This window comes from Streptomyces hygroscopicus subsp. hygroscopicus, from assembly GCF_001553455.1.
Lineage (GTDB): Bacteria > Actinomycetota > Actinomycetes > Streptomycetales > Streptomycetaceae > Streptomyces > Streptomyces hygroscopicus.
Genome location: NZ_BBOX01000158.1, coordinates 20,237 through 40,536 on the forward strand (window position 1 = coordinate 20,237; position 20,300 = coordinate 40,536).

19 protein-coding genes are annotated in these 20,300 nt (G+C 72.9%); 11 read left to right on the forward strand and 8 right to left on the reverse strand.

Going from position 1 to position 20,300, the window contains the following annotated elements:
* Positions 1 to 12: 12 nt before the first annotated feature.
* Together AXW62_RS17915 and AXW62_RS42925 are read right to left on the reverse strand one after the other, a co-directional pair.
* Positions 13 to 783 (reverse strand): ion transporter, encoded by a 771-nt coding sequence (locus AXW62_RS17915; protein ID WP_252368642.1) that lies wholly within the window; start codon positions 781 to 783, stop codon positions 13 to 15.
* Positions 784 to 788: 5 nt separating this feature from the next.
* Positions 789 to 1,400: an AAA family ATPase gene (locus AXW62_RS42925; RefSeq protein ID WP_107406310.1), complete on the reverse strand. Its 612-nt coding sequence runs from the start codon at positions 1,398 to 1,400 to the stop codon at positions 789 to 791.
* Between the two features lie 445 nt (positions 1,401 to 1,845).
* On the opposite strand from AXW62_RS42925, the gene AXW62_RS17925 reads away from it, so the two are divergent.
* The 6 genes from AXW62_RS17925 to AXW62_RS17950 all read left to right on the forward strand — a co-directional run bounded on the left by AXW62_RS17925 (position 1,846) and on the right by AXW62_RS17950 (position 8,139).
* Positions 1,846 to 2,577: a GntR family transcriptional regulator gene (locus tag AXW62_RS17925; protein ID WP_060945415.1), complete on the forward strand. Its 732-nt coding sequence runs from the start codon at positions 1,846 to 1,848 to the stop codon at positions 2,575 to 2,577.
* Positions 2,578 to 2,753: 176 nt separating this feature from the next.
* On the forward strand, positions 2,754 to 3,833 hold the full coding sequence (locus AXW62_RS17930; protein WP_030830628.1) for an ABC transporter substrate-binding protein: 1,080 nt from the start codon (positions 2,754 to 2,756) through the stop codon (positions 3,831 to 3,833).
* Positions 3,830 to 5,014 (forward strand): ABC transporter ATP-binding protein, encoded by a 1,185-nt coding sequence (locus AXW62_RS17935; RefSeq protein WP_060945416.1) that lies wholly within the window; start codon positions 3,830 to 3,832, stop codon positions 5,012 to 5,014. The genes AXW62_RS17930 and AXW62_RS17935 overlap by 4 nt, the downstream gene beginning before the upstream one ends.
* Positions 4,975 to 5,898: an ABC transporter permease gene (locus AXW62_RS17940; protein ID WP_060945417.1), complete on the forward strand. Its 924-nt coding sequence runs from the start codon at positions 4,975 to 4,977 to the stop codon at positions 5,896 to 5,898. Before AXW62_RS17935 ends, AXW62_RS17940 begins: the two co-directional genes overlap by 40 nt.
* On the forward strand, positions 5,895 to 6,800 hold the full coding sequence (locus AXW62_RS17945) for an ABC transporter permease (protein ID WP_079115670.1): 906 nt from the start codon (positions 5,895 to 5,897) through the stop codon (positions 6,798 to 6,800). The genes AXW62_RS17940 and AXW62_RS17945 overlap by 4 nt, the downstream gene beginning before the upstream one ends.
* 190 nt (positions 6,801 to 6,990) lie before the next feature.
* Positions 6,991 to 8,139, forward strand: a complete 1,149-nt coding sequence (locus AXW62_RS17950) for an NAD(P)/FAD-dependent oxidoreductase (protein WP_252368643.1) — start codon at positions 6,991 to 6,993, stop codon at positions 8,137 to 8,139.
* Between the two features lie 598 nt (positions 8,140 to 8,737).
* Here AXW62_RS17950 and AXW62_RS17955 read toward each other — a convergent pair.
* A complete protein-coding gene (locus AXW62_RS17955) occupies positions 8,738 to 9,331 on the reverse strand; it encodes a TetR/AcrR family transcriptional regulator (protein WP_030830642.1) in 594 nt (197 codons plus the stop codon).
* Positions 9,332 to 9,463: 132 nt separating this feature from the next.
* Between AXW62_RS17955 and AXW62_RS17960 the strand changes: the two genes are divergently transcribed.
* On the forward strand, positions 9,464 to 10,603 hold the full coding sequence (locus AXW62_RS17960) for an acyl-CoA dehydrogenase family protein (protein WP_060945419.1): 1,140 nt from the start codon (positions 9,464 to 9,466) through the stop codon (positions 10,601 to 10,603).
* Here the strand turns inward: AXW62_RS17960 and AXW62_RS17965 are convergent.
* Positions 10,581 to 11,108, reverse strand: a complete 528-nt coding sequence (locus AXW62_RS17965; RefSeq protein WP_060945420.1) for a MarR family winged helix-turn-helix transcriptional regulator — start codon at positions 11,106 to 11,108, stop codon at positions 10,581 to 10,583. The genes AXW62_RS17960 and AXW62_RS17965 overlap by 23 nt on opposite strands.
* A gap of 131 nt (positions 11,109 to 11,239) precedes the next feature.
* Between AXW62_RS17965 and AXW62_RS17970 the strand changes: the two genes are divergently transcribed.
* From AXW62_RS17970 to AXW62_RS17980, 3 genes are all read left to right on the forward strand, one after another.
* Positions 11,240 to 11,638: a tautomerase family protein gene (locus AXW62_RS17970; RefSeq protein WP_051886198.1), complete on the forward strand. Its 399-nt coding sequence runs from the start codon at positions 11,240 to 11,242 to the stop codon at positions 11,636 to 11,638.
* Positions 11,639 to 12,089: 451 nt separating this feature from the next.
* Positions 12,090 to 13,055: an alpha/beta hydrolase gene (locus AXW62_RS17975; protein WP_060945421.1), complete on the forward strand. Its 966-nt coding sequence runs from the start codon at positions 12,090 to 12,092 to the stop codon at positions 13,053 to 13,055.
* Positions 13,056 to 13,822: 767 nt separating this feature from the next.
* Complete coding sequence (locus AXW62_RS17980) at positions 13,823 to 14,089, forward strand: GlsB/YeaQ/YmgE family stress response membrane protein (RefSeq protein ID WP_030830657.1); 267 nt, start codon at positions 13,823 to 13,825, stop codon at positions 14,087 to 14,089.
* A 62-nt stretch (positions 14,090 to 14,151) separates the two neighbouring features.
* On the opposite strand, the gene AXW62_RS17985 is transcribed toward AXW62_RS17980, so the two are convergent.
* The gene (locus AXW62_RS17985; protein WP_060945422.1) at positions 14,152 to 14,964 is read right to left on the reverse strand and encodes a helix-turn-helix transcriptional regulator; all 813 of its coding nucleotides are present in this window, start codon (positions 14,962 to 14,964) and stop codon (positions 14,152 to 14,154) included.
* A gap of 122 nt (positions 14,965 to 15,086) precedes the next feature.
* Here AXW62_RS17985 and AXW62_RS17990 point away from each other — a divergent pair, with 122 nt between their 5' ends.
* Positions 15,087 to 15,803: an SDR family oxidoreductase gene (locus AXW62_RS17990; RefSeq protein ID WP_060945423.1), complete on the forward strand. Its 717-nt coding sequence runs from the start codon at positions 15,087 to 15,089 to the stop codon at positions 15,801 to 15,803.
* Between the two features lie 120 nt (positions 15,804 to 15,923).
* Here AXW62_RS17990 and AXW62_RS17995 read toward each other — a convergent pair whose 3' ends face one another.
* The 3 genes from AXW62_RS17995 to AXW62_RS18005 all read right to left on the reverse strand — a co-directional run bounded on the left by AXW62_RS17995 (position 15,924) and on the right by AXW62_RS18005 (position 20,266).
* On the reverse strand, positions 15,924 to 17,531 hold the full coding sequence (locus AXW62_RS17995) for an MDR family MFS transporter (protein WP_060945424.1): 1,608 nt from the start codon (positions 17,529 to 17,531) through the stop codon (positions 15,924 to 15,926).
* Between the two features lie 131 nt (positions 17,532 to 17,662).
* The gene (locus AXW62_RS18000; RefSeq protein WP_060945425.1) at positions 17,663 to 18,898 is read right to left on the reverse strand and encodes a glycosyltransferase; all 1,236 of its coding nucleotides are present in this window, start codon (positions 18,896 to 18,898) and stop codon (positions 17,663 to 17,665) included.
* Between the two features lie 54 nt (positions 18,899 to 18,952).
* Positions 18,953 to 20,266: a UDP-glucose dehydrogenase family protein gene (locus tag AXW62_RS18005; RefSeq protein WP_079105867.1), complete on the reverse strand. Its 1,314-nt coding sequence runs from the start codon at positions 20,264 to 20,266 to the stop codon at positions 18,953 to 18,955.
* Positions 20,267 to 20,300 lie beyond the last annotated feature (34 nt).

A 20,300-nucleotide genomic window follows, 5' to 3' on the forward strand; every position in this document is an offset into this window, starting at 1 on the left:
GGCCCTCTGTGCCTACCCGCTGGACACCCCGGTCACCTGGGGTTCCCGCCGTCCCTCCACCGCCCCGCAGACGCATGTCCCGTCGGCCGCGTCGAGAGCGCTCTGGAGCTCGTCAAGGGCTCGGCGGGCGGTCTCGACGCGGTCGCGCAGTACCTCCCCGCCGGGCAGTACCTCCCCGCCGGGCCCGGCGGGGGCGGCAGGCGGACGGCCCGCCGGCGTGCTCTCCATCTGGCGCGCCTCCTCGAGGGAGTTGATGACGACGCCGATCAGCAGGTTCACCAGGACGAAGGAGCCGAAGAGGACGAACGAGCCGAAGTAGACGATGGTCCAGCGGGAGATCTCCAGTCCCGCGCGTACCGCGTCGCCCAGCCCGTCCAGGGTGATGAGCAGGAAGAGGGTCAGCACGGCCCGGCCGATCGAGCCGTAGTGCTCCGGGTCGTCGTCGGCGAAGAACACCCAGCCGACCATGGCGTACACGTACAGCAGCAGCGTGCCCACCAGGACGAAGCTCAGCATGCCCGGAATGCTCTTGCCGATGGCCGCGAGGACGATCCGCACCTGCGGGAGGAACCGCGCGGCGCGCAGCACGCGCGCCAGGCGCAGCAGCCGCAGGACGGTGGCGTTCTCGCGGGCGATGGGCAGGAACGCGAGCACCACCACGGCGACGTCGAAGAGGTTCCAGTCATCGTGCGCGGCGCCGCCGTGTCCGGGCGGGCGCGCGGACCATGGCGTCCGCCCGGAGGACCTGGCCCGCGCCCCCGGCCGCACGGGGCAAGAGGGCAATACGGCTAGGGCAGACGGCCGAACGTCGCCGCCGCCACGTGTTCTCGCGATATCCGGTCGAGCAGCACTATCGAGGCCGTTTCGGCCAGCGGTCGGGGCACGGGGACCACGGCGCCGGCCGGGTGTGCCGCGCCGGGCCCGGGTAACGCGCGCAGCAGGCGGTCGAGTCCCCGCCGGTGTCGGGCGAAGACGCGTGGCGAGGCCCACCGGGCCCGGGCCTCCTGCCCCGCGAGCGCCTCGTCCGCCCCCACGTCCAGGAGCACCACGTGCAGTTCGCGGCCCCGCCGTTCGGCATACCGGGCCAGCCACCGGCGCAGCCAGGCCCGGCTGCCGCAGTCGTGCACCAACACCGGGGAGGTGCGGCGCATCTGACGGCACAGCCACCGGAAGTGCCTCAGCCGCGCCCAGGGCCGGTACACCCCGTACGGCAGCCACGCGGGCATGACCGCCTCACAGGCGAGGTGGGCCGCCCTGGGATCGATGGCGGGCGCGGCCTTCGACCAGCGTTCCATCACCGTGCTCTTCCCGCTTCCGGGCAGACCGGAGACGACCACCACGGCGTCGGCCGGATAGGCCAGGACGGCGGGAGGGGCGGCGCGCCCGCGCAGGTCGACCACGCCTCGCGGCCGAAGGCATCGGGCCGGCCGGTGGTGTGGGACTGCCGGTGTGTCCGGCTCGCCCGCCTTGTCGGTCGTGCTCACGGTTCCCTCTTGATTCCGCGGTCAGTGGCCGCCGCCTCGTCGGCACGGCCGCCCGGCTCGTGCGCACTGTCGACCGGAGTATCCCAGCGCGACCGCCGCCGGGATCCGGCCGGTCCCACCTCATGGTGTGCGGACGGCTGCACGGCCGGGGATTCGTGTGCGCGGCGACCGAGCCCGTCCGCTCGGCGCCGCCTCGCTCACGCCCCGGTGGCCGGCCGGGTGCCCGGAGAGGCATGCGGCCGGGCGCCGGGGTGGGGCGGGGAGGTTACCCGGCCGTGTCCGGCGGGAGGATGTGTTACGGGCGTGGGTCATATCCATCCAACGTATTGACATATCAAATGGCTCAGATCACTCTCGATCCATGGCCGAACGTGACCTCCCGCTCTACGAGCAGATCCGCAGGGAGCTGGAGGGAAACATCCGGGACGGCCGGTGGCAGCCCGGAACCCGGGTGCCCACCGAAGCCGAACTCGGAGCCCAGTTCGGTGTTTCGCGGATCACCGTGCAGCGTGCGCTGCGCGAACTCGCGGACGCCGGGCTGGTCGTCCGGTACCGCAGGCACGGCACGTTCGTCGCGCAGACCGCCGACGAGGAGAACCTGCTCCGCTCGGCGGGCGTGCTGACCAGCGGGCCCGAGACCCACGGCGACCACCGGGTGGTCGACGGCAGGGTGCTGCCCGCGGGCGGCGCGGCCCTGCGGCTGCCCGGCCTGGACGACAACGACGCCGTCGTACAGCTCGAACGCCACAAGCTGAGCGCCGACGGCACCCGCGTGACCAGCACGGAACTCGCCGTGCTGCCCTTCCGGTTCGCCCCCGACCTGCTCGATCAGGACCTGGTCACCATCACGAGCCATATGTACCTCCGGGACCGCGGAGTGCCGCTGCGCCGCTCGCGGCTCTACGTGGAGCCGTACGCCCTGGACGAGGAGCACGCCGAGCTCTTCGGCCTGGAACCGGGTGCCGCGGTCTTCCGCTGGCTGCGCGTCACCTGGGCGGAGAACGACGAGGTGGTCGAACATCTCGAGATGATCCTGCCGACCGGCACATCCCGCTTCTACGTGGAGACTTCGCTCCTCGGTCCGCTCCCCTGATCCGTTCGCCCCCCGATCCTCCGCTGATCCGTTCGCCCCCCCGATCCGCTCCCCCGCTCCTCCGCTCCCGCCGTTCGCTCCTCCACCACCCCTCGGCCCCCACATCGTCTTCCCCTCCCTCCCGCCTCCTCCGGTCGCGGGAACGGCACTTCCATCCCTCATCGCAGGAGGTAGCCATGGATTCCCACCGATCAGCCCTGCCCGCCCTGTGTGCCGTGTCAAGTGCCCTCGCGCTCACCGTCGCCGTCACCGGCTGCGGCTCCCCCACCGCCTCCGCCGGGGGCGGAAAGGGGGGTGCCCTGGTGGTGGCCGGCTACGGCGGCTCGTTCGAGACGGCGTTCCACGACTCGGTGCTGCCCACGTTCGAGAAGAGCTGCGGCTGCAAGGTCACCTACATCCCCGGCTCCTCCACCGACACCGTCGCCAAGCTCAAGGCGCAGCGCGCCCACCCGCAGATCGACGTGGCACTGGTCGACGACGGCCCCCAGGCGCAGGCGCTGGAGGCCGGACTGCTCGCGTCGATCGACACCAAGGTGGTGCCCGTGGACGACGTGGTGAAGATCGCCCGGATGGAGAACGACTCCGGGGTGGGCTTCGGGCTCACCGCCACCGGCATCGCCTACAACCCCGAGTGGTTCGCGGAACACGGCGTCCCCAAGCCCACCACCTGGGAGGACCTGGCGAACCCCAAGCTGAAGGACAAGGTGGTCCTGCCGTCGATCACCAACACCTACGGGGTGGGGCTGCTGGTCGGCGCGTCCCGGGCGAACGGCGGCTCGGAGCGGGACGTCGGCCCCGGCTTCACGGCGGTCAGGGAGATCGCCGGGAACGCGGTCACGTTCGACACCACCGCCGATGTGTCCAACTACTTCCTCCAGGGCCAGGCCGCCGCCTCGGTGTGGGGGGTGTCGCGGACCTCGACGCTGGCGGACAAGGACTTCCCGATCGCCTTCGTCTACCCGAAGGACGGCGCCATCGCCCTGGTGACCACGGCGAACGTGGTCAAGAAGGCACCGCATCAGGAGCTGGCCCAGAAGTTCGTCGCCCATCTGCTGGAGCCGTCCGTCCAGCGGGCGCTGGCCAAGGCGACCTATGACGGCTCGGTGGTCCGCGGCGTCAAGGAGGACCCCGCGCTGAAGAACAAGGTCGTCAGCGCCGACAAGGTGGACTCCCTGCTGAAGCTCGACTGGAAGACGATCAACAAGAACCGCGCGGCCTGGACCGACACGTGGAACAAGCGGGTGGAGAGCAAGTGAGCGCGGGAACGGGAACCGTGGGCGTGGCGGGCGCGGCCACCGGGCCGGACACCGCCGGACGGACCGGGAGCGCCCGGGGGCGGCTGGTCCTCAAGGGGATCCGCAAATCCCTCGGTGGCAAGGAGATCGTGCGCGGCATCGATCTGACGATGGAGCCCGGGGAGTTCCTCACCCTGCTCGGGCCCTCGGGATGCGGCAAGAGCACCACACTGAACATGGTGGCGGGCCATCTGCTGCCCGACTCGGGCGCGGTGGAGGTGGACGGCCGCGACATCACCCGGCTTCCGGCGAACCGGCGGGCCATGGGCATGGTCTTCCAGTCCTACGCGCTCTTCCCGCACATGACGGTGGCGGAGAACATCGCGTTCGGCCTGCGGATGCGCAAGGTGGGGGCAGCCCGGCGCAGGCACCGGGCTGCCGAGGCCCTGGAGCTGGTGGGACTCGACGGCATGGGCGAGCGGTACCCGCGTCAGCTCTCCGGCGGGCAGCGCCAGCGCACGGCCCTGGCCAGGGCGCTGGTCGTGGAACCCGATCTGCTGCTGCTCGACGAGCCGTTCTCCAACCTCGACGCCCAGCTCAGGGTGCGCCTGCGCGAGGAGGTCGCCGCCCTCCAGCGCCGGGTGGGCACCACCACGATCCTGGTCACCCACGACCAGGACGAGGCACTGGCGGTGTCGGACCGGATCGCGGTGATGGCCGAGGGGACGATCCACCAGCTGGACGACCCCGAGGCCGTGTATCTGCGTCCGGCCACGGACTTCGTGGCGCGGTTCGTCGGTGAGGTGAACGTGCTCGACGGCATCGCGGCGGGGACGGCCGCCAACGGCCACCGCTGCCGGATCGGCACCCACCTGGTCACGGCGACGCCGGTCGGCCCCACGCCGGACGACGGCGAGGAGGTACGGCTCTATGTGCGGCCGGAGGCCGTGCGGGTGCTGCCCGTACCCGGCCCCGGGGAGGGCCGCGCGGACGGCACATCCGCCGGCCGGACCGCGGAGCCGGGGCTTCCCGGCACCGTCGAGGCCACCCGCTTCCTCGGCACCCGCGTGCGCTGTGCGGTGGCCACGGCCGCGGGACGTGTGGAGGCCACGATGCCGTTCGGTTCCGACGTGCCCGGTCTGGGCGAGGAGGTGATCTGCGCATGGCAGCCACAGCACGCGTCGCTCGCGGCCCGGCCCTGACGCCCGAGGGCTCCGCGCCGGCGCCGCCGGCTACCGGGCCGGTCAGGCGGCGCGGCCCCTGGCGCACCGGTCTGCTGCTGGCCTCCCCGGCCATCGCCGTCCTCGCCCTGCTCTTCGTCGCACCGCTGTTCATGCTGGTGTACAACAGCTTCCGCACCCAGGCGGGCGCCCCCACCCTGGACAACTACACGCGGTTCCTCGGGGACTCCTTCTACCGGGGCGTGTTGTGGCACACCCTGTGGATCGGCGCGCTGACCACGCTCGGCTGCCTCGTCGTGGGCTACCCGTTCGCCGTCTATCTGCGCGGGCGCTCTCCCAGGGCGCGCAACTACCTCTCCCTCGTGCTGCTGTCCCCGCTGCTCATCTCCATGGTGACCAGGGCGTACGGGTGGCTGGTGCTGCTCGGGCCGAAGGGGCCGGTCGCGGACGCGTTCCACGCCGTGGGCCTGGACGCGCCGAAGATGCTGTACAACGACACCGCGGTCGTCGTCGGCATGGTGCACGTGATGCTCGCCTACATGGTGCTGCCGCTGATGGGCAGCCTGGACCGGATCGACCCGGCCCTCACCCCCGCGGCCAAGGGCCTGGGGGCCGGCGGCTGGACGTGCTTCTGGCGGATCACCGTCCCGCTGTCCTTGCCGGGCATGCTCGCCGGTTCGCTGATCGTGTTCAGCCTGACCGTCTCCAGCTTCGTCACCCCGGCGATTCTGGGCGGGCCCACGGTGAAGCTGATGCCGTACTTCGTCTACACCGAGGCCACATCCAATCTGAACTGGCCGTACGCGGCGGCGATCGGCTTCGTCCTGATCGTGGTGACGACCGTCCTGACGGCGGGGTACGCCCGGCTGCTGCGCGGGCGCGGGGGCAAGGAGGTGTTCGCATGAGGGCGGCGACCACGGGGAGCGGGGCGGCGACCACGGGGAGCGGGGCGGCGGGCAAGGCCGCGGACACGCCGGTGGGCACACCGGCCGCCACGGGCGTGGGCGGGCGTGCGGGGCGGCTGCTCGGAGCCGCGTTCGCCGCGCTGGTCGGCCTGTTCCTGATGGCTCCCGTGCTCGTGACCATCGCCTCGTCGCTCACCACCACCAGCTATGTCACCTTCCCGCCGAAGGGGCTGACCCTGCACTGGTACGCGGAGCTGCTGAACCGGCCCGAGTTCCTGGACTCGTTCCTGATCAGCATCGGCGTGGCGGCGGGCGCGGCGGTGGTGTCCACGGCGCTCGGGCTCGCCGCGGGGCTGGCCATCCACCGCTATCCGTTCCCGGGGAAGTCGGTGCTGGACAGGCTGTTCTCCAGCGCGTTCGCCGTGCCGACGATCGTGCTCGGCATCGGACTGCTCCAGTGGTACGCCCAGCTCGGCATGGCCTCCAGCCCGCTCACCCTGCTGCTGGCACACCTGGTGCTGACCGTCCCGTACACCGTCCGCCTGGTCCTGGCCGGGCTCGCCGGGCTGGACCGGTCGGCGGAGCTGGCCGCCGCCGGTCTGGGCGCGACGGCGCCGCGGGTGTTCTGGCACGTGACGCTGCCCGCCGTGCGCGGACCGATGGTCGCGGGGGCGTTCTTCGCCCTGATCACCTCCTTCGACGACCTGACCATCGCGCTGTTCGTGGTGACCACGGACATGCAGACCCTGCCGGTGCGGATCTTCAACTACCTCCAGTACAACTACGACCCGACCGTGACCGCCGTGGGCACCGTGATGGTGTTCTTCGCCGCGGTGGTCGTCGTCGTCATCGAGCGCATCGTCGGTGTCGCCCATCTCTTCGGGGCCGACCCCGAGCGCTGACCCCGTGCTCCGCCGCACGCACGTGGCGCACCCACCGTGCGCACACAACGTGCGTGCACAGCGTGCGCACCCACCGTGCGTGCGCAGCGTGCGCACACACCGTTCCCGCACGACGTTCCCGGGCCAGGCCCTGTTCCGGCGTGCCCGAAGACGCGTGCACCGGAGACTGAGGAGGATTGCCTTGCGAGTTGTGGTCATCGGAGCCGGAGTGGTGGGCGCGGCCGTGGCGGCCGAACTGGCCGCCCGCGGCGCCCGCGTCACCGTGCTGGAGGCGGAACACCCCGGCGCGGGCACCACCGCGACCTCGTTCGCCTGGGTCAACAGCGCGAACAAGGAGCCGGAGCCGTACTTCGCGCTCAACCACGCGGGAATGCGGGCCCACCACGAGTTCGCCGGGGGCGGCGCGCCGTGGTTCTTCCCCACCGGGAACCTGGAGTGGGCGGTGACGGACCGGCACAAGGAGGTGCTCGCCGCGCGGGTGGCCCGGCTCCGGGAGAGGGACTACCCGGTGGAGTGGATCACCGCGGAACGGGCCCGGAAGCTGGAGCCGGACCTCGCGGCGGCACCGTCGCACGCCCGGTTCGCCTTCTTCCCCCAGGAGGCGTACACCCTGCCCGTGCTGCTGCTGTCCCGGCTGCTGGGCGGTGCCAAGGACCTGGGCGTGACGGTGGTGGGCGGCGCCCGGGTGACCGCCATCGAGCACGGCCCGGCGGGCACCACCGTGATCTGCGCCGACGGCGGCCGCCACACCGCGGACACGGTGGTGAGCTGCGTGGGCCGGTGGACGCGGGGAGTGGCCGAACTGGCCGGTGCGCACATCCCCATGGTGGACCCGGATCTGGCCGGCTCGGCGACGGTCGGCTTCCTCGCCACCACCGCACCGGTGGCCGCGCGCCTGTCCCGCGTTCTTACCGGCCCACGGCTCAACGCCCGCCCCGACGGCGGCGGCCGCCTGCTGCTCCAGGCCCTGGACCTGGACGCCGCCGCCGACCCGGCCGAGTCGTACCCGCCCGACGGTGGGATCGCCACCGAACTCCTGGCCCGTCTGCCCGAGGTGCTGACCGGCACCGAGGGAGCCGTGATGGAGAAGGTCCGGGTCGGCCGGCGGGCCATGCCGGGCGACGGCTTCACGGTGGCGGGCTTCGCCGCCACCGACGTCCCGTTCTACGTGGTGGCGACCCACAGCGGCATCACCCTGGCCCCCCTGCTCGGCCGCCTGGTCGCGGACGAGCTGTACGGCGACGAGTCCCCCCTGCTGTCGGACTTCCGGCCCGGCCGCTTCACCTCGGGCGAGGCCCTGCCCCCGCCGCCTCCGGCACGCCGCCCCGGGGAACAGTGAGACGGGACGGGCCCGCCGGTGCCCGGGGACGGCGATGACCTGACCGGTGCCGGGTGAAGAACCGGCGCGTGGGCCCGTGAGCGTCTGCGGTGGGCGGGTGGTGGCCACGTCCGCCGCGGGCGGGGGTGGCCGCGTCTGCCACGGGCGAGGAGGTGGCCGCGTCTGCGGCAGGCGGGAAGGCAACCCCGTTCACCGCGCGCAGGACGGGCGGACGTCTGCCACGGGCAAGGGGGTAGCCACGTCCACCACCGGCGGGAAGGCGACCCCGTTCACCGCGCGCAGGGCGGGCGGACGTCCACCACAGGCGAGGGGTGGCCACGTCTGCCGCAGGCAGGGCGGTGGCCACGTCTGCTAAAGGCGGGGGCGAACGTACGCAACAGGCGAGTGGTGGCCACGTCCACCACCGGCGGGAAGGCGACCCCGTTCACCGCGGGCAGGAACGGCGAACGTCCACCACAGGCGAGGAGCGCCCCACGTCCACCACAGGCGGAGGCGAACGTCCACCGCAGGCGAGGGGCGACCACGTACGGCCACCGCCCGCCCGGCCGATCGCCGTGTCACCCGGCTCCGGGCCGCGTCCCGCACCTGAGCGGCACCGTCACGCGGGATGGCTCAGTCCGGCCGTGACCAGGGCGGCCAGCTCGGCGTATGCCTCGCTGTCGGACAGACCCGTGCTCGCGGCCACCGCGCGCTGCTGGATGCGGACCATCTGCGCCGCCACCAGGTCGGCGACGAATCCGGCGTGCGCGTCGCGGAACGCGCCCTCGCTGACCCCGCGGTCGATCAGTTCGCCGATCCTGCGGGCCGCGGCCCGCGTGTTCCGCTCGTAGACCTCCGCGGCGGGCGCGAACGAGGCCAGGTCGTCGAAGAACCGGGGTGAGGCGACGGCGAGTTCGGCCGCGACCGCGTTCAGGTATGCGGTGATCCGGGCGGCCGGCGACAGGCCGTCGGCCGCGACGGCCCGCTCGACCCGTTCGGTCGCGAAGCGGAAGAACCGCACCACGGCCGCGCGGACCAGCTGTTCCTTGCTGCCGGCGAGCGTGTAGAGGGTCCGCTTCGAGCAGTGCAGGCGCGCGGCGACGTCGTCCAGCGTCAGCTGGGCGAAGCCTTCGGAGAGGATCAGCCGCACGACGCCGTTCTCGAGCTCGGCGCGGCGGGCCTCCCCCCGGCGGACAGGGGTAGTGCTGGTCACCCTCCGATCTTCTCACGGCCCCGACCGGGCCTTTCTTCCCCTGAACATCCGTCTCCATGGACGCCGGCCACCCGCTAACGGTACTCTTATCAATACGTCAGTACCGATGGCGGTACCGATAAGGAGGCTTCCGTGAGCGTCGACCGACTCCTTCCGACCCAAGAGGCCGAAGACCTGATCGCGCTGACCCGCGAGATCGCCGACAAGGAGCTCGCCACCCGGGTCGACCAGCACGAACGCCAGGAGACCTATCCGGAGGGACTGTTCTCGATCCTGGGCGAGGCCGGTCTGCTCGGCCTGCCCTACCCCGAGGAGTTCGGCGGCGGCGGTCAGCCGTACGAGGTCTACCTCCAGGTCCTCGAGGAGCTGGCCGCCCGGTGGGCCGCGGTCGCCGTGGCCACCAGCGTGCACGGCCTCGCCTGCTTCCCCCTGGCCACGTTCGGCACCGAGGAGCAGCGGCAGCGGTGGCTGCCCGGGATGCTCGCGGGTGAGGCCGTGGGCGGCTACAGCCTCTCCGAGCCCCAGGCCGGCTCCGACGCCGCCGCCCTGACCTGCCGCGCCGAGAAGGAGACCGACGGCTACCGGATCACCGGTACCAAGGCGTGGATCACCCACGGCGGGCGCGCCGACTTCTACGCGCTGTTCGCGCGCACCAGCGAGGGCGGCCACGGCGTCTCCTGCCTGCTCGCCCCCGGCCGGGCCGACGGCCTGTCGTTCGGCAAGCCCGAGGAGAAGATGGGCCTGCACGCCATCCCCACCACCACCGCCCACTGGGACGGCGCCCTGATCGACCACGACCGCCTCATCGGCGCCGAGGGCCAGGGTCTGCAGATCGCCTTCAGCGCGCTCGACTCCGGCCGGCTCGGCATCGCCGCCTGTGCCACCGGGCTCGCCCAGGCCGCCCTCGACGCCGCCGTCGACTACGCCAACGAGCGCACCACCTTCGGCAAGAAGATCATCGACCACCAGGGGCTCGGATTCCTGCTGGCCGACATGGCCGCCGCCGTCGACTCCGCCCGCGCCACCTACCTCGACGCCGCCCGCCGCCGCGACCTCGGCCGTTCCTACAGCCGGCAGGCCAGCGTCGCCAAGCTCGTCGCCACCGACGCCGCCATGAAGGTCACCACCGACGCCGTCCAGGTTCTCGGCGGCTACGGCTACACCCGCGACTTCCCGGTCGAGCGCTATATGCGCGAGGCCAAGATCATGCAGATCTTCGAGGGTACGAACCAGATCCAGCGCCTCGTCATCAGCCGGAGCTTCGCCCGCTGACCCCACTGGGCGTCGCGCCGGGCGCCGGGCGCCGGACACCGGCGTCATGGCCCCCGGTCGGCCCGTCACCGACCGGCGGGCCGGGCGCCGCGCCGGGAACCGGCGGGCCGAACATCTTGTCGAAGACGGGCAGGACCGCGAGCAGGGCTTCACGGTCCTCGGCGGTCAGCTCGGCCATCCGCTCCTCCAGCAGTTCGTTGCGGCTCTTGCACACGTCCGCCGCGATCCGTCGCCCGAGGGCGGTGATCCGCACGGTGCTGCCCTTGCGGGCGGGTCCGGAACGGGCCACCCACCCCGCCGCCTCCATGCGGTTGACGAGCTGAGTCATGCTGGGCGGCTGGACGCCCTCGGCGCGGGCGAGTTCACCGACGCTCATCGGGCCGCCGCCGAGCAGACTCAGCACGGCGCCCTGCGCGGTCGTGACCGGCAGACCGGCCGCGTCGCGTCGGATCGCCTGGCTGATCCGCAGCAGTCTCTTACGAGTCTCGTCCGTCAACTCGTCCATGGCTCGGCCCTATCGGTCGATAATTTATAGTTAGGCTACCTATAAAAGTGGGGAAGTGGCCAGCGCCGGCCCAGGCCCCCGCACACCGATCCGACCCTCCGGGGCCGCCCGACGAGACTTACGGAAACGGCATGCCGCACCTCACCATCGACTACTCCCCCCAGCTGGCCGACGTCTTCGATGGGCCCTCCCTCGTGGCGGAACTGCACGCGATGGTGATCGAGGCGGCGCGCTCCCAGGGGGTGTGCAAGACGTTCCTGCGTCCCGCGGCCGAGACCTACGTCGGGCCGCGGAACGGTGGGCAGACTCCGTTCGTGCACGTCGAGGTGGGGCTGCTGCCGGGGCGCACCGGCCGGCTCAAGGAGCGGCTGTCCGAGGCCGTGCTCGCCCTGCTGCACCGGCACCTGCCCGCGGGCCCCGCCACGGCCGGTGTGCTCTGCACGGTCGAGGTGCGCGACCTGGCCCCCTCGTACCGCATGTCCCAGCGGACGGGCGCCGTGGTGGAACGGCGGTGTCCGTCCACCGGCTGAGGGTCTCGTCCCGGTGCCCGGTCGCCGTGCGGAGGACCGGCCTGACGGGGAGACCGGGAGCACCGGTCGGCGAACCCGTCCACGGACTTATCCACGAACCCGTCCACGGGGTTTGGCCGCGCCCCGTCCCACCGTCCGGCCACCAGCCCGATGGGAGGCTCCGGGCAGCGGCGGCGGTTCCTCGGCCCGCCGGGCAGCCGGGGACAGGCCCGGTGGCCCCAAACCGCTCCGCGAAACGGCACCAGACGCAGGGAAAACGGTGACCGGGAGAGCCCGGAGCCGCAGCCGGGGCCGGGCACACCGGGGCGAAGGGGCGCCTGCCCCCGGGGGCAGGCGCCGCAGGGCTGGGGGCCTCGCGCCGCAGGGCTGGTGTACCGGCGCTCGAGCGCGGCACAGGAGGCTGTGAGGACAGTCGGGGCACCCGCCCCGCCGTCCTCGAACGGAGTCGACCATGGCCTATACGCTCGACCCCGAACTCGCCGCGGTGCTGCGGGCGCTCGCCGGGCGGAGCGGCCCCACTCCTCCCCCACCCAAGCGCGACGACTGGCGGGCGCTGCGCGCCCGGGGCACGGCCTCCATGGAGTGGATGGCCTCCCAGCTCCCGGCCTTTCCCTCCGGCTACCCCCTGGTGAAGGCGGCCTCGCACACCGTGCGGTCCCGGGGCGGGGCGGAGATCCTCGTCCGCTGGTACGAGAAGGCCGATTCCGCGCCGGGTTCCGCGGTCGTCTTCGCCCACGGCGGAGGGATGGTCTCCGGCGGTGTCGACCTCTACGACTCCGTCGTCGCCGGGTACGTCGAGGCGACCGGGGTGCCGTTCCTGTCGGTGGACTACCGCCTGGCTCCCGACGGGGCGACCGGCACCGGCCCGGTCGAGGACGTGTTCGCCGCGCTGGCCTGGTTGCGCGACCGGTCGGCTGAGTTCGGGGTCGATCCCCGGCGCATCGCCGTCATGGGGGACAGCGCCGGGGGCGGACTCGCCGCGGGCACGGCGGTCCTCGCCCGCGACCGGGGGGTTCCGCTCGCCCGCCACATCCTGCTGTATCCCATGCTCGACGACCGCAACCTCGCCCCGGACCCACGGCTGCTGCCCTATGTGGCCTGGACCTGGGACGACAACTGGACCGGCTGGCACGCCCTGCTCGGCGGGGCGTTCGGCACCGACGACGTCCCGCCGGCGGCGGCCCCGGCCCGCGTCGCCTCCGTCGAGGGCCTGGCGCCCGCCTATGTCGAGGTCGGCGAGCTGGACATCTTCCGCGCCGAGGCCGTTGTGCACGCCCAGCGGCTCGCCGGCGCGGGCATCCCCGTCGAACTGCACGTCCGCGGCGGGGCCGTCCACGAGTTCGATCGTCTCGCCCCCGCCTCGGTGCTGGCGCGCCGGGCCATGGAGGACCGAGGGCGGGTGATCTCCTCGTTGTGACCGGCCATCCAGGACGCGCCGCCTGACGGATCGTCATGACACGCGGTCCGCTCGTTCCCCCGCGCCGGTTCGCCGGGGCCGCGGCGCTCGCGCGCAGCGAACCGGTGACCGCCCCGGCAGCCGGGGTGAGGGCGTGGTCGGCCATGCGCACCAGCAGGATGCGGCGCACCGGTGCGGACGGATGCCCTCCGGGGCCGGGCCAGGCCCGGGCCGGGGCCAAGGCCCGAGGCCCGAGGCCCGAGGCCGGGCCCGGGGTCAAGGCCAGGGCCAGGCCCGAGGCCGGGCCCGGGGCCGGGCCCGAGGCCAGGGCCGGGGCCAGGGCCAGGGCCAGGCCTGGAGCCAAGGCCAGTCCCGGGGCCGGGCCCGAGGCCAGGCCACGGCCAAGGCCGGGGCCACGCCCGGCCTGGTCGGCAACGGTGGGTGTCGCCCCTCTGGCCGTGGCCCGCTGGGAGGGCAGCTGGGCACCGCCCGGGCCCTGCGGTGTTCCGCGGGGAGCTGCCCTTCACCCCCGACGACACCGCTACGGACATCGCTCCCGGGAAGACCACGCGGCCGTCCCGTGAGCCGCCCGTCCCCGCCATCGGCTGATCCCCTCGCCAGGTGGCGGTCCGCAAGGCCGGAGCCCCGGCTCCCGCCCTGCGGACCCGCGGACCGGCCGACAGGCATGGCATGCCGCACCCCGGGCATCCGAAGATCAAACCGGCCGGCAACCGCCACCGGCCGAGCGGCGTCTTCCATGACGCCTGTACAACGAAGGGAACGCCAACGTGAGTATCGTGAGCTGGATCATCCTCGGCCTGCTCGCCGGGGTCATTGCCAAGATCATTCTGCCGGGACGTGACCCCGGCGGGCTGATCGGCACCACGCTCATCGGCATCGCGGGGGCGTTCGTGGGCGGGTGGATCTCCGCGAAGTTCTTCGACCGACCGGTCCAGAAGGAGTTCTTCGACCTCACCACCTGGGGCGCGGCCATCGGCGGCTCCTTCGTCCTGCTGGTCGTGTACCGGATCCTGTTCGGCCACTCACGGGACTGACGGCGCGGCCCCCGCGGCAACGCCCCGGACCCCGCCCCGCGCCTTGGCCGGACGCCGGGCCGTCAGGGTACTGCCGCGCCCGCCAGCCCGCGGAGGGTACGGGCGGACGGGGACCCGGGGTCGGCTGTGATCAGGACCACCTCCTGGTCGTCCTCGGGGACCAGCAGCACATCGCAGTTGAGCCGGAGCGGCCCGGCCACCGGGTGCTCGACGGTTTTGGTCCGGTGCCCCGGCGCGTGGACCGGACGCTCCTCCCAGATCTGCCGGAACTCCTCACTGCCCGCGCGCAGCTCGCCCAGCAGCCCGGCGAGCGCGGCGTCGTGCGGGTAGCGGTCGGCGGCCCGGCGCAGCCGCGCGACCACGACGTGTCCGAACTCCTCGGCACTGGAGCTCTCATAGGCGTGGCCCTGACCCAGGAAACGACGGCGGGCGAGGTTGGGGTGCCGCCCGAGGTCGTCGCCGAGCAGCGCCTGCGCCAGCGGGTTCCAGGCGACCACGTCATAGGCGGCGTCGGTGACGATCGCCCCGGTGTCGGGCAGCCGCCGCAGCAACTGGGCCACCTGCGGGCGGACCCGCCGCTCCGCCCGGACATCGGGAGGCGCGCTCGTCCCCGCGAGCCGGAACAGATGGCTGCGCTCGGCGGGCGCGAGCCGCAGTGCCCGCGCCAGCCCGTCCAGGATGCGCGGCGAGGGCCGGGGTCCCCTGGCCTGTTCGAGGCGGACGTAGTAGTCGACCGACATATGGGCCAGCTCCGCGACCTCCTCCCGCCGCAGACCCGGCGTACGGCGGTGGGGGTCGTCGGGCAGACCGAGGTCCTGGGGGCGCAGCCGCTCGCGGCGGTCCCGCAGGAAGCGGGCCAGCTCCTGCCTCGCCATGCTGCCTCCTTGGGTTCTCCTTCGGTTGCTTCCCCCGGCTGCTTCCCTCGGCTGTTTCCTCCGGCTGCCTGGTACAGCTTGTCCCTGGCGGGGGCGTCAGGGGACGGGGAATCGTTGCTGTCATGAACGATCGCACAGCACTGGTCACCGGTGCCAACAAGGGCATCGGCAAGGAAATCGCCCGCCAGCTCGTCGCCGAGGGCCTGACCGTCCACGTGGGTTCCCGCGACGCCGAACGGGGGCGGCGGGCCGTCCAGGAGATCGGCGGCGGCGCCCGGCTCCTGGTGCTCGACGTGACCGACGCCGACAGCGTCGCCACGGCCGCGGCACAGGTGGAACGGCTGGACGTCCTGGTCAACAACGCGGGCATCATGGTGGACGGCCGTACGGCGCCGGAGGCGGACCTGGACGGCTTCCGCCGGACCTATGAGACCAACCTCTTCGGCGTCCTCGCCGTCACCAACGCCTTTCTGCCGGCCCTGCGCCGCTCGGCGGCGCCCCGGATCGTCAATGTCTCCAGCGGCACCGGCTCGCTGACCTGGAGCGCGGACCCGGGCCACCAGTTCGCCGTCTCCGCCGGAGCGGGTGCGGCCTACCGCTCGTCCAAGACCGCCCTGAACGCCCTCACCCTGTTCTACGCCCAGACCCTGGCTCCGGAAGGGTTCAAGGTCAACGCCCTGGCCCCCGGGCTGCGGTCCACCGATCTGAACGCCCGCGCCGCCGCGAGCGACGGGGACCCGGCCGAGGGCGCGGCGGGCGCGGTCCGGCTGGCGCTCCTCCCGGACACCGGGCCCACCGGCGGGTTCTTCTCCTGGGACGGCACACCGGCGGCCTGGTAGCGCCAGGCGTCCCGCGGCCCGGTAGCGCCGGGCATCCGGCGGCCCGGTAACACCAAGCGTCCCGCGGCCCGGCGCGGGCCTCCACCCTGGTGTCCGTCCCCGCCCGCTCCCGCCGACCGGTCAGTCGGCGGAGAGCTGGGTGTTCGGCACCCGCCAGGCGGCGATGACGAAGGCGAGCAGGGCCACCGCGGCGCCGGTGAGGAAGACCACGCGCATGGCGCTGACGTATCCCTCCAGGAACGGCTGCGCCACGCCCGGGTCGAGGTGGCGGAGGAAGGCGGAGTCCTCCAGGTTCACCCCGCCGTCGGCCCGCAGGACGCCCTTCAGCGCGTCGGCGTTCGCCGGTTCCTCGGCGAGCCGGCGGAACGACGCCTCGTGGAAGGCGGCGGCCACGCGTTCGCTGATCCGCGTCCCGGCCAGGGAGAAGAGGATGGACAGGAAGGCGGCGGCGCCCACCGTGCCGCCGTTGGAGCGGAAGAAGTTCACCGACGCGGTGGCCGCCCCCATGTCCCGGCGGGGCACGTCGGACTGGGACAGGGTGGTGATCGTCTGCATCGACGCGCCGAGGCCCGCGCCCATGAACACCATGCCGATGGCGACGTACCACAGCGGGCTGTCGTCCCTCAGCGTGGCGAACACCAGCATGGCGGCGGTGAGCGAGCCGACGCCCGCGACCAGGTGGACCTTGAACCGGCCGGTCCGGGACATCAGCCGGCCCACCACCAGGGTCACCGTCACGTTCGCCGCCACGGTGGGCAGCGTGGCCAGGCCCGCCCCCATCGGGCTCATGCCCTTGGCCAGCTGGAGGTAGAGCGGAAGCGTGGTCATGGCGCCGAACATGGCGATGCCGACGGTGAAGTGCAGCACCGTGCCCAGCCGGAACGCCCGGATGCGGAACAGCCTGACCGGCAGCAGCGCGGCGTCCCCCATCCGCCGCTCCAGCAGCACGAAGCAGACCAGGCCGACCAGCCCGACCACGTACATCACCAGCGCCTGGGGCGAGCCCCAGCCCCAGCTGCGCCCCTGTTCGGCGACGACCAGCAGCGGCACGATCCCGACCGCGAGGGTCAGCGCCCCGCCGTAGTCCAGCCGGTGCCGTACGGGCTGGTGGGGTACGTGCAGCACGCGGAGGATCACCACGATGGCCAGGGCCGCCAGCGGTACGTTGACCAGGAAGATCCAGCGCCATCCGGCGATCCCCAGCAGACTGGCGCGCTCGGCGAACACCCCGCCCACCAGCGGGCCGACCACACTGGAGGCGGCGAACACCGCCGTGATGTAGCCCTGGTAGCGGCCGCGCTCCCGGGGCGAGGTGATGTCCGCGATGATCGTCATGGCGAGGGACATCAGCCCGCCGCCGCCGAGGCCCTGGACCGCCCGGAAGGCCGCGAGCTGGTGGATCGAGGTGGCGAATCCGCACAGCAGCGATCCGAAGGTGAACAGCACGATCGCGCACAGATAGACCGGCCGTCGGCCGTAGATGTCGGAGAGCTTCCCGTACAGCGGGGTGACGATGGTGCCGGTGACCAGATAGGCGGTGGTCACCCACGCCTGGGCGGTGAGTCCGTGCAGATCGTCGGCGATGGTGCGCAGCGCCGAGGAGACCACGGTCTGGTCGAGCGCGGCGAGGAACATGCCGAGCACCAGCCCGGACAGCACGGTGACGACCTGACGGTGAGTCAGCCGGGTGGGGGCCTCGGGCTCGGTGGTGGTGGATGAGGACGGCATACGTACCTGCGAACCTTTTCTGCCGCGCGGGGGACCGGGGAGAGCGGGGGGAGAGCGGAGCCCGGGCGCGGCGGCCCGGGCTCCGGGAACGGGGCGCCCGGGCGCGGGGCGCCGGGCTCCGGGAACGGGTGCTACCCGGCGATCTTCTCCAGGTCGGGGACGGCGCTGCCGATCTCCGGCAGTGCCAGCATCTCCAGCCGCGCCCGGCGGGCAGTGGCCCGGATGCCGTCATCGGCCAGCACCTCACGGCAGACGGCGACGATGCCGTCCGGTGTGGTGTCGGTGATGTGCCGGCCGAGACCGAGCTCCTGGACCCGCTGTGCGTTGCCGGGCTGGTCGCCGAACTGGGGAAGCACCGCCATCGGGGTCGCGGTGCGCATCGCCTCGCGGATGCTGTTGAAGCCGCCGTGGGTCAGGAAGAGGTCCACGGATTCCAGCAGCAGGGGCTGCGGCAGCCGATCGGTCAGGCGCACATGGGAGGGCACCCCGTCGGTGTCCACGGGGATGCCCGAGGTGGCGAGGACGACGGTGCAGTCCTCCAGCCGCGACACCGCTTGGACCATGGCGCGCAGTGTGTCCTCCGGATCCGGCATCGGCAGCGGCGTGGCGGCGGCGCCCGCGTCCTGTGCCTGGTCGCGGAGCATGGGGATCGCGGTGCCGATGGCGGCGAACACCAGCGGCCGGTCGGTGGGCAGTTCGGCGACCCAGCGCGGCAGCGAGGCACCGCGGTCCACGTCCACCGTCTGCCGGTAGGACCAGGACGCCGGCAGGTACTTGGCGAAGGTGAAGGCCGGCGGTACGTAGTCGATGCGCCCGTGCGGAACGAGCGAGCCCGGGTCGTCGGAGGTGGCCACTCCGTGCCGCTCCCGCAGGACGTTGAGGCCCGGCAGCAGCACGGCCGGGTCGTAGGAGTTGGCGCTCCCGGACGGGGTGGACAACTGGGGTACGCCGAGGCTTTCGGCGACGACACAGGAGCCGAGGTCCATGCCGTCGCGCAGGATGAGGTCGGGGCGGAAGTCGCGTGCCGCGGGGAGCAGCGCGTCCAGGAGCGTCGAGGCCATCGGGCCGGACATCACCTTGGTGAGGACGCGCGACAGGAGCTCCTGGCGCTCCTGCTCGTCCATGGCGTTCAGGTCCGGCGGACCGTCCGGGCCGGCCTCCTCGGCCATCGCGGAGCCGAGGAATGTTCCGGGGTTGAGGTCGTCGAAGCCCGCGGTCACCCGCACATCGTCCCGTTCGAAGACCGGGGCGAGGGTGGGGGTGGTGACCACCAGCACCTCATGGCCGGCCGCCGCGAGGGCGCGGGCCAGAGGGAGCTGGGCGCGGCCGTGGGAGGGGCTGCCGAGCGTGGTGAACAGAACCCGCAACGCAGGGGCCTTTCTGTGGAAGGTTCTCGTACGGCGAGGAAGGGGCGGGTCCGGTCAGCTCGCCATCGCGAGCGAGCGGCCGATGCCCTCACAGGTCAGTCCGGCCCGGCGCAGCTCGTCCGGGTCCAGGAGGTTGCGGAAGTCGTAGACGACCGGGGCCTGCAGCAGCCCGGCGACACGCTCCCAGTCGAGGTCGCGGAACTCCGGCCACTCGGTGAGGACGAGACAGGCGCGGGCTCCCCGGACCGCCTCCTCGGGGGTGTCCGCGAGGGTGAGCAGATCGCTGAGGTCGGGGCGCGACTCGCTGAGGGCGGGGTCGTAGGCGTGGAGTTCGGCGCCCTGTTCCTTGAGCAGCCGGGCGATGGCCAGGGCCGGCGAGTCGCGCAGATCGGAGGTGCCCGCCTTGAAGGCCAGACCCAGCACGGCCAGCCGTACGCCGCGCAGCGAGCCGTCGCCCGGGGTGCATCCGGCCACCACCCGGTCCACGAGCCGCCGCTGGTGCTCGACGTTGGTCTCGATGGTGGCCCGCAGCAGCGGGAACTCCACCCCCGACTCCTGGCAGATGGTCAGCAGCGCGTGGGTGTCCTTGGGCAGGCAGGAGCCGCCCCATCCGGGGCCGGGCTTGAGGAAGGCCGAGCCGATGCGCGGGTCGTGGCCGATGCCGGTGAGCACATCGTCCACCTCGGCGCCGAAGTGCTCGCACAGGGTGGCGAGGTTGTTGGCGAAGGAGAGCTTCATCGCCAGGAAGAAGTTGGCCGCGTACTTGGCGAGTTCGGCGCCCGCCGCGTCGGTGAGCACCAGCGGGGCGTCGAGATCGGCGTACAGGTCGGCCACCCGCCGTGCCGCGTCCCGGTCGGCGGCGCCGACCACGATGCGGTCGGGGTTGAGGAAGTCGCGCACCGCGTAACCCTCCCGGAGGAACTCCGGGTTGCTCACCACGGTCACATCCGGGCGGTCCAGCAGCGCCGCGACGCGCTCGGCGGTGCCCACCGGCACGGTGGACTTGTTCACCACCACGCTGCCGTGCGGCAGATCGCCGCGGATCTCGTCCGCCACGGCCTCGACGGCGGCCAGGTCGGCGGCGCCGCCGACGCCCATCGGGGTCGGCAGGCACAGGAACACCACGTCGGCCTCGGCGACCGCGGCCCGGGTGTCCTGGACGAACTCCAGCCGTCCGTTGTCCAGCCCTTCCCGGACGAGTTCGGGCAGGCGGGGTTCGAGGATGTCGACCTGTCCCTGGCGGAGCCGTTCGACCTTGTGGCGGTCGGTGTCCGCGCACACCACCCGGTGGCCGAGGGTGGCCAGACAGGCGCCGGTGGTCAGTCCGACGTAACCGGTGCCGACCACGGCGACGCGTTGTATCTGCAAGGGGGATCACCACTTCTGCTGGGGGTCAGATGCG

Excerpts from the sequence above, each read along its gene's own strand:
- AXW62_RS17990 (WP_060945423.1), top strand. The coding sequence starts at position 15,087 with ATGAACGATCGCACAGCACTGGTCACCGGTGCCAACAAGGGCATCGGC.
- AXW62_RS17940 (WP_060945417.1), top strand. The coding sequence starts at position 4,975 with ATGGCAGCCACAGCACGCGTCGCTCGCGGCCCGGCCCTGACGCCCGAG.
- AXW62_RS17945 (WP_079115670.1), top strand. The coding sequence starts at position 5,895 with ATGAGGGCGGCGACCACGGGGAGCGGGGCGGCGACCACGGGGAGCGGG.
- AXW62_RS17995 (WP_060945424.1), bottom strand. The coding sequence starts at position 17,531 with ATGCCGTCCTCATCCACCACCACCGAGCCCGAGGCCCCCACCCGGCTG.
- AXW62_RS17930 (WP_030830628.1), top strand. The coding sequence starts at position 2,754 with ATGGATTCCCACCGATCAGCCCTGCCCGCCCTGTGTGCCGTGTCAAGT.
- AXW62_RS17975 (WP_060945421.1), top strand. The coding sequence starts at position 12,090 with ATGGCCTATACGCTCGACCCCGAACTCGCCGCGGTGCTGCGGGCGCTC.
- AXW62_RS17925 (WP_060945415.1), top strand. The coding sequence starts at position 1,846 with ATGGCCGAACGTGACCTCCCGCTCTACGAGCAGATCCGCAGGGAGCTG.
- AXW62_RS17970 (WP_051886198.1), top strand. The coding sequence starts at position 11,240 with ATGCCGCACCTCACCATCGACTACTCCCCCCAGCTGGCCGACGTCTTC.
- AXW62_RS17965 (WP_060945420.1), bottom strand. The coding sequence starts at position 11,108 with ATGGACGAGTTGACGGACGAGACTCGTAAGAGACTGCTGCGGATCAGC.
- AXW62_RS17985 (WP_060945422.1), bottom strand. The coding sequence starts at position 14,964 with ATGGCGAGGCAGGAGCTGGCCCGCTTCCTGCGGGACCGCCGCGAGCGG.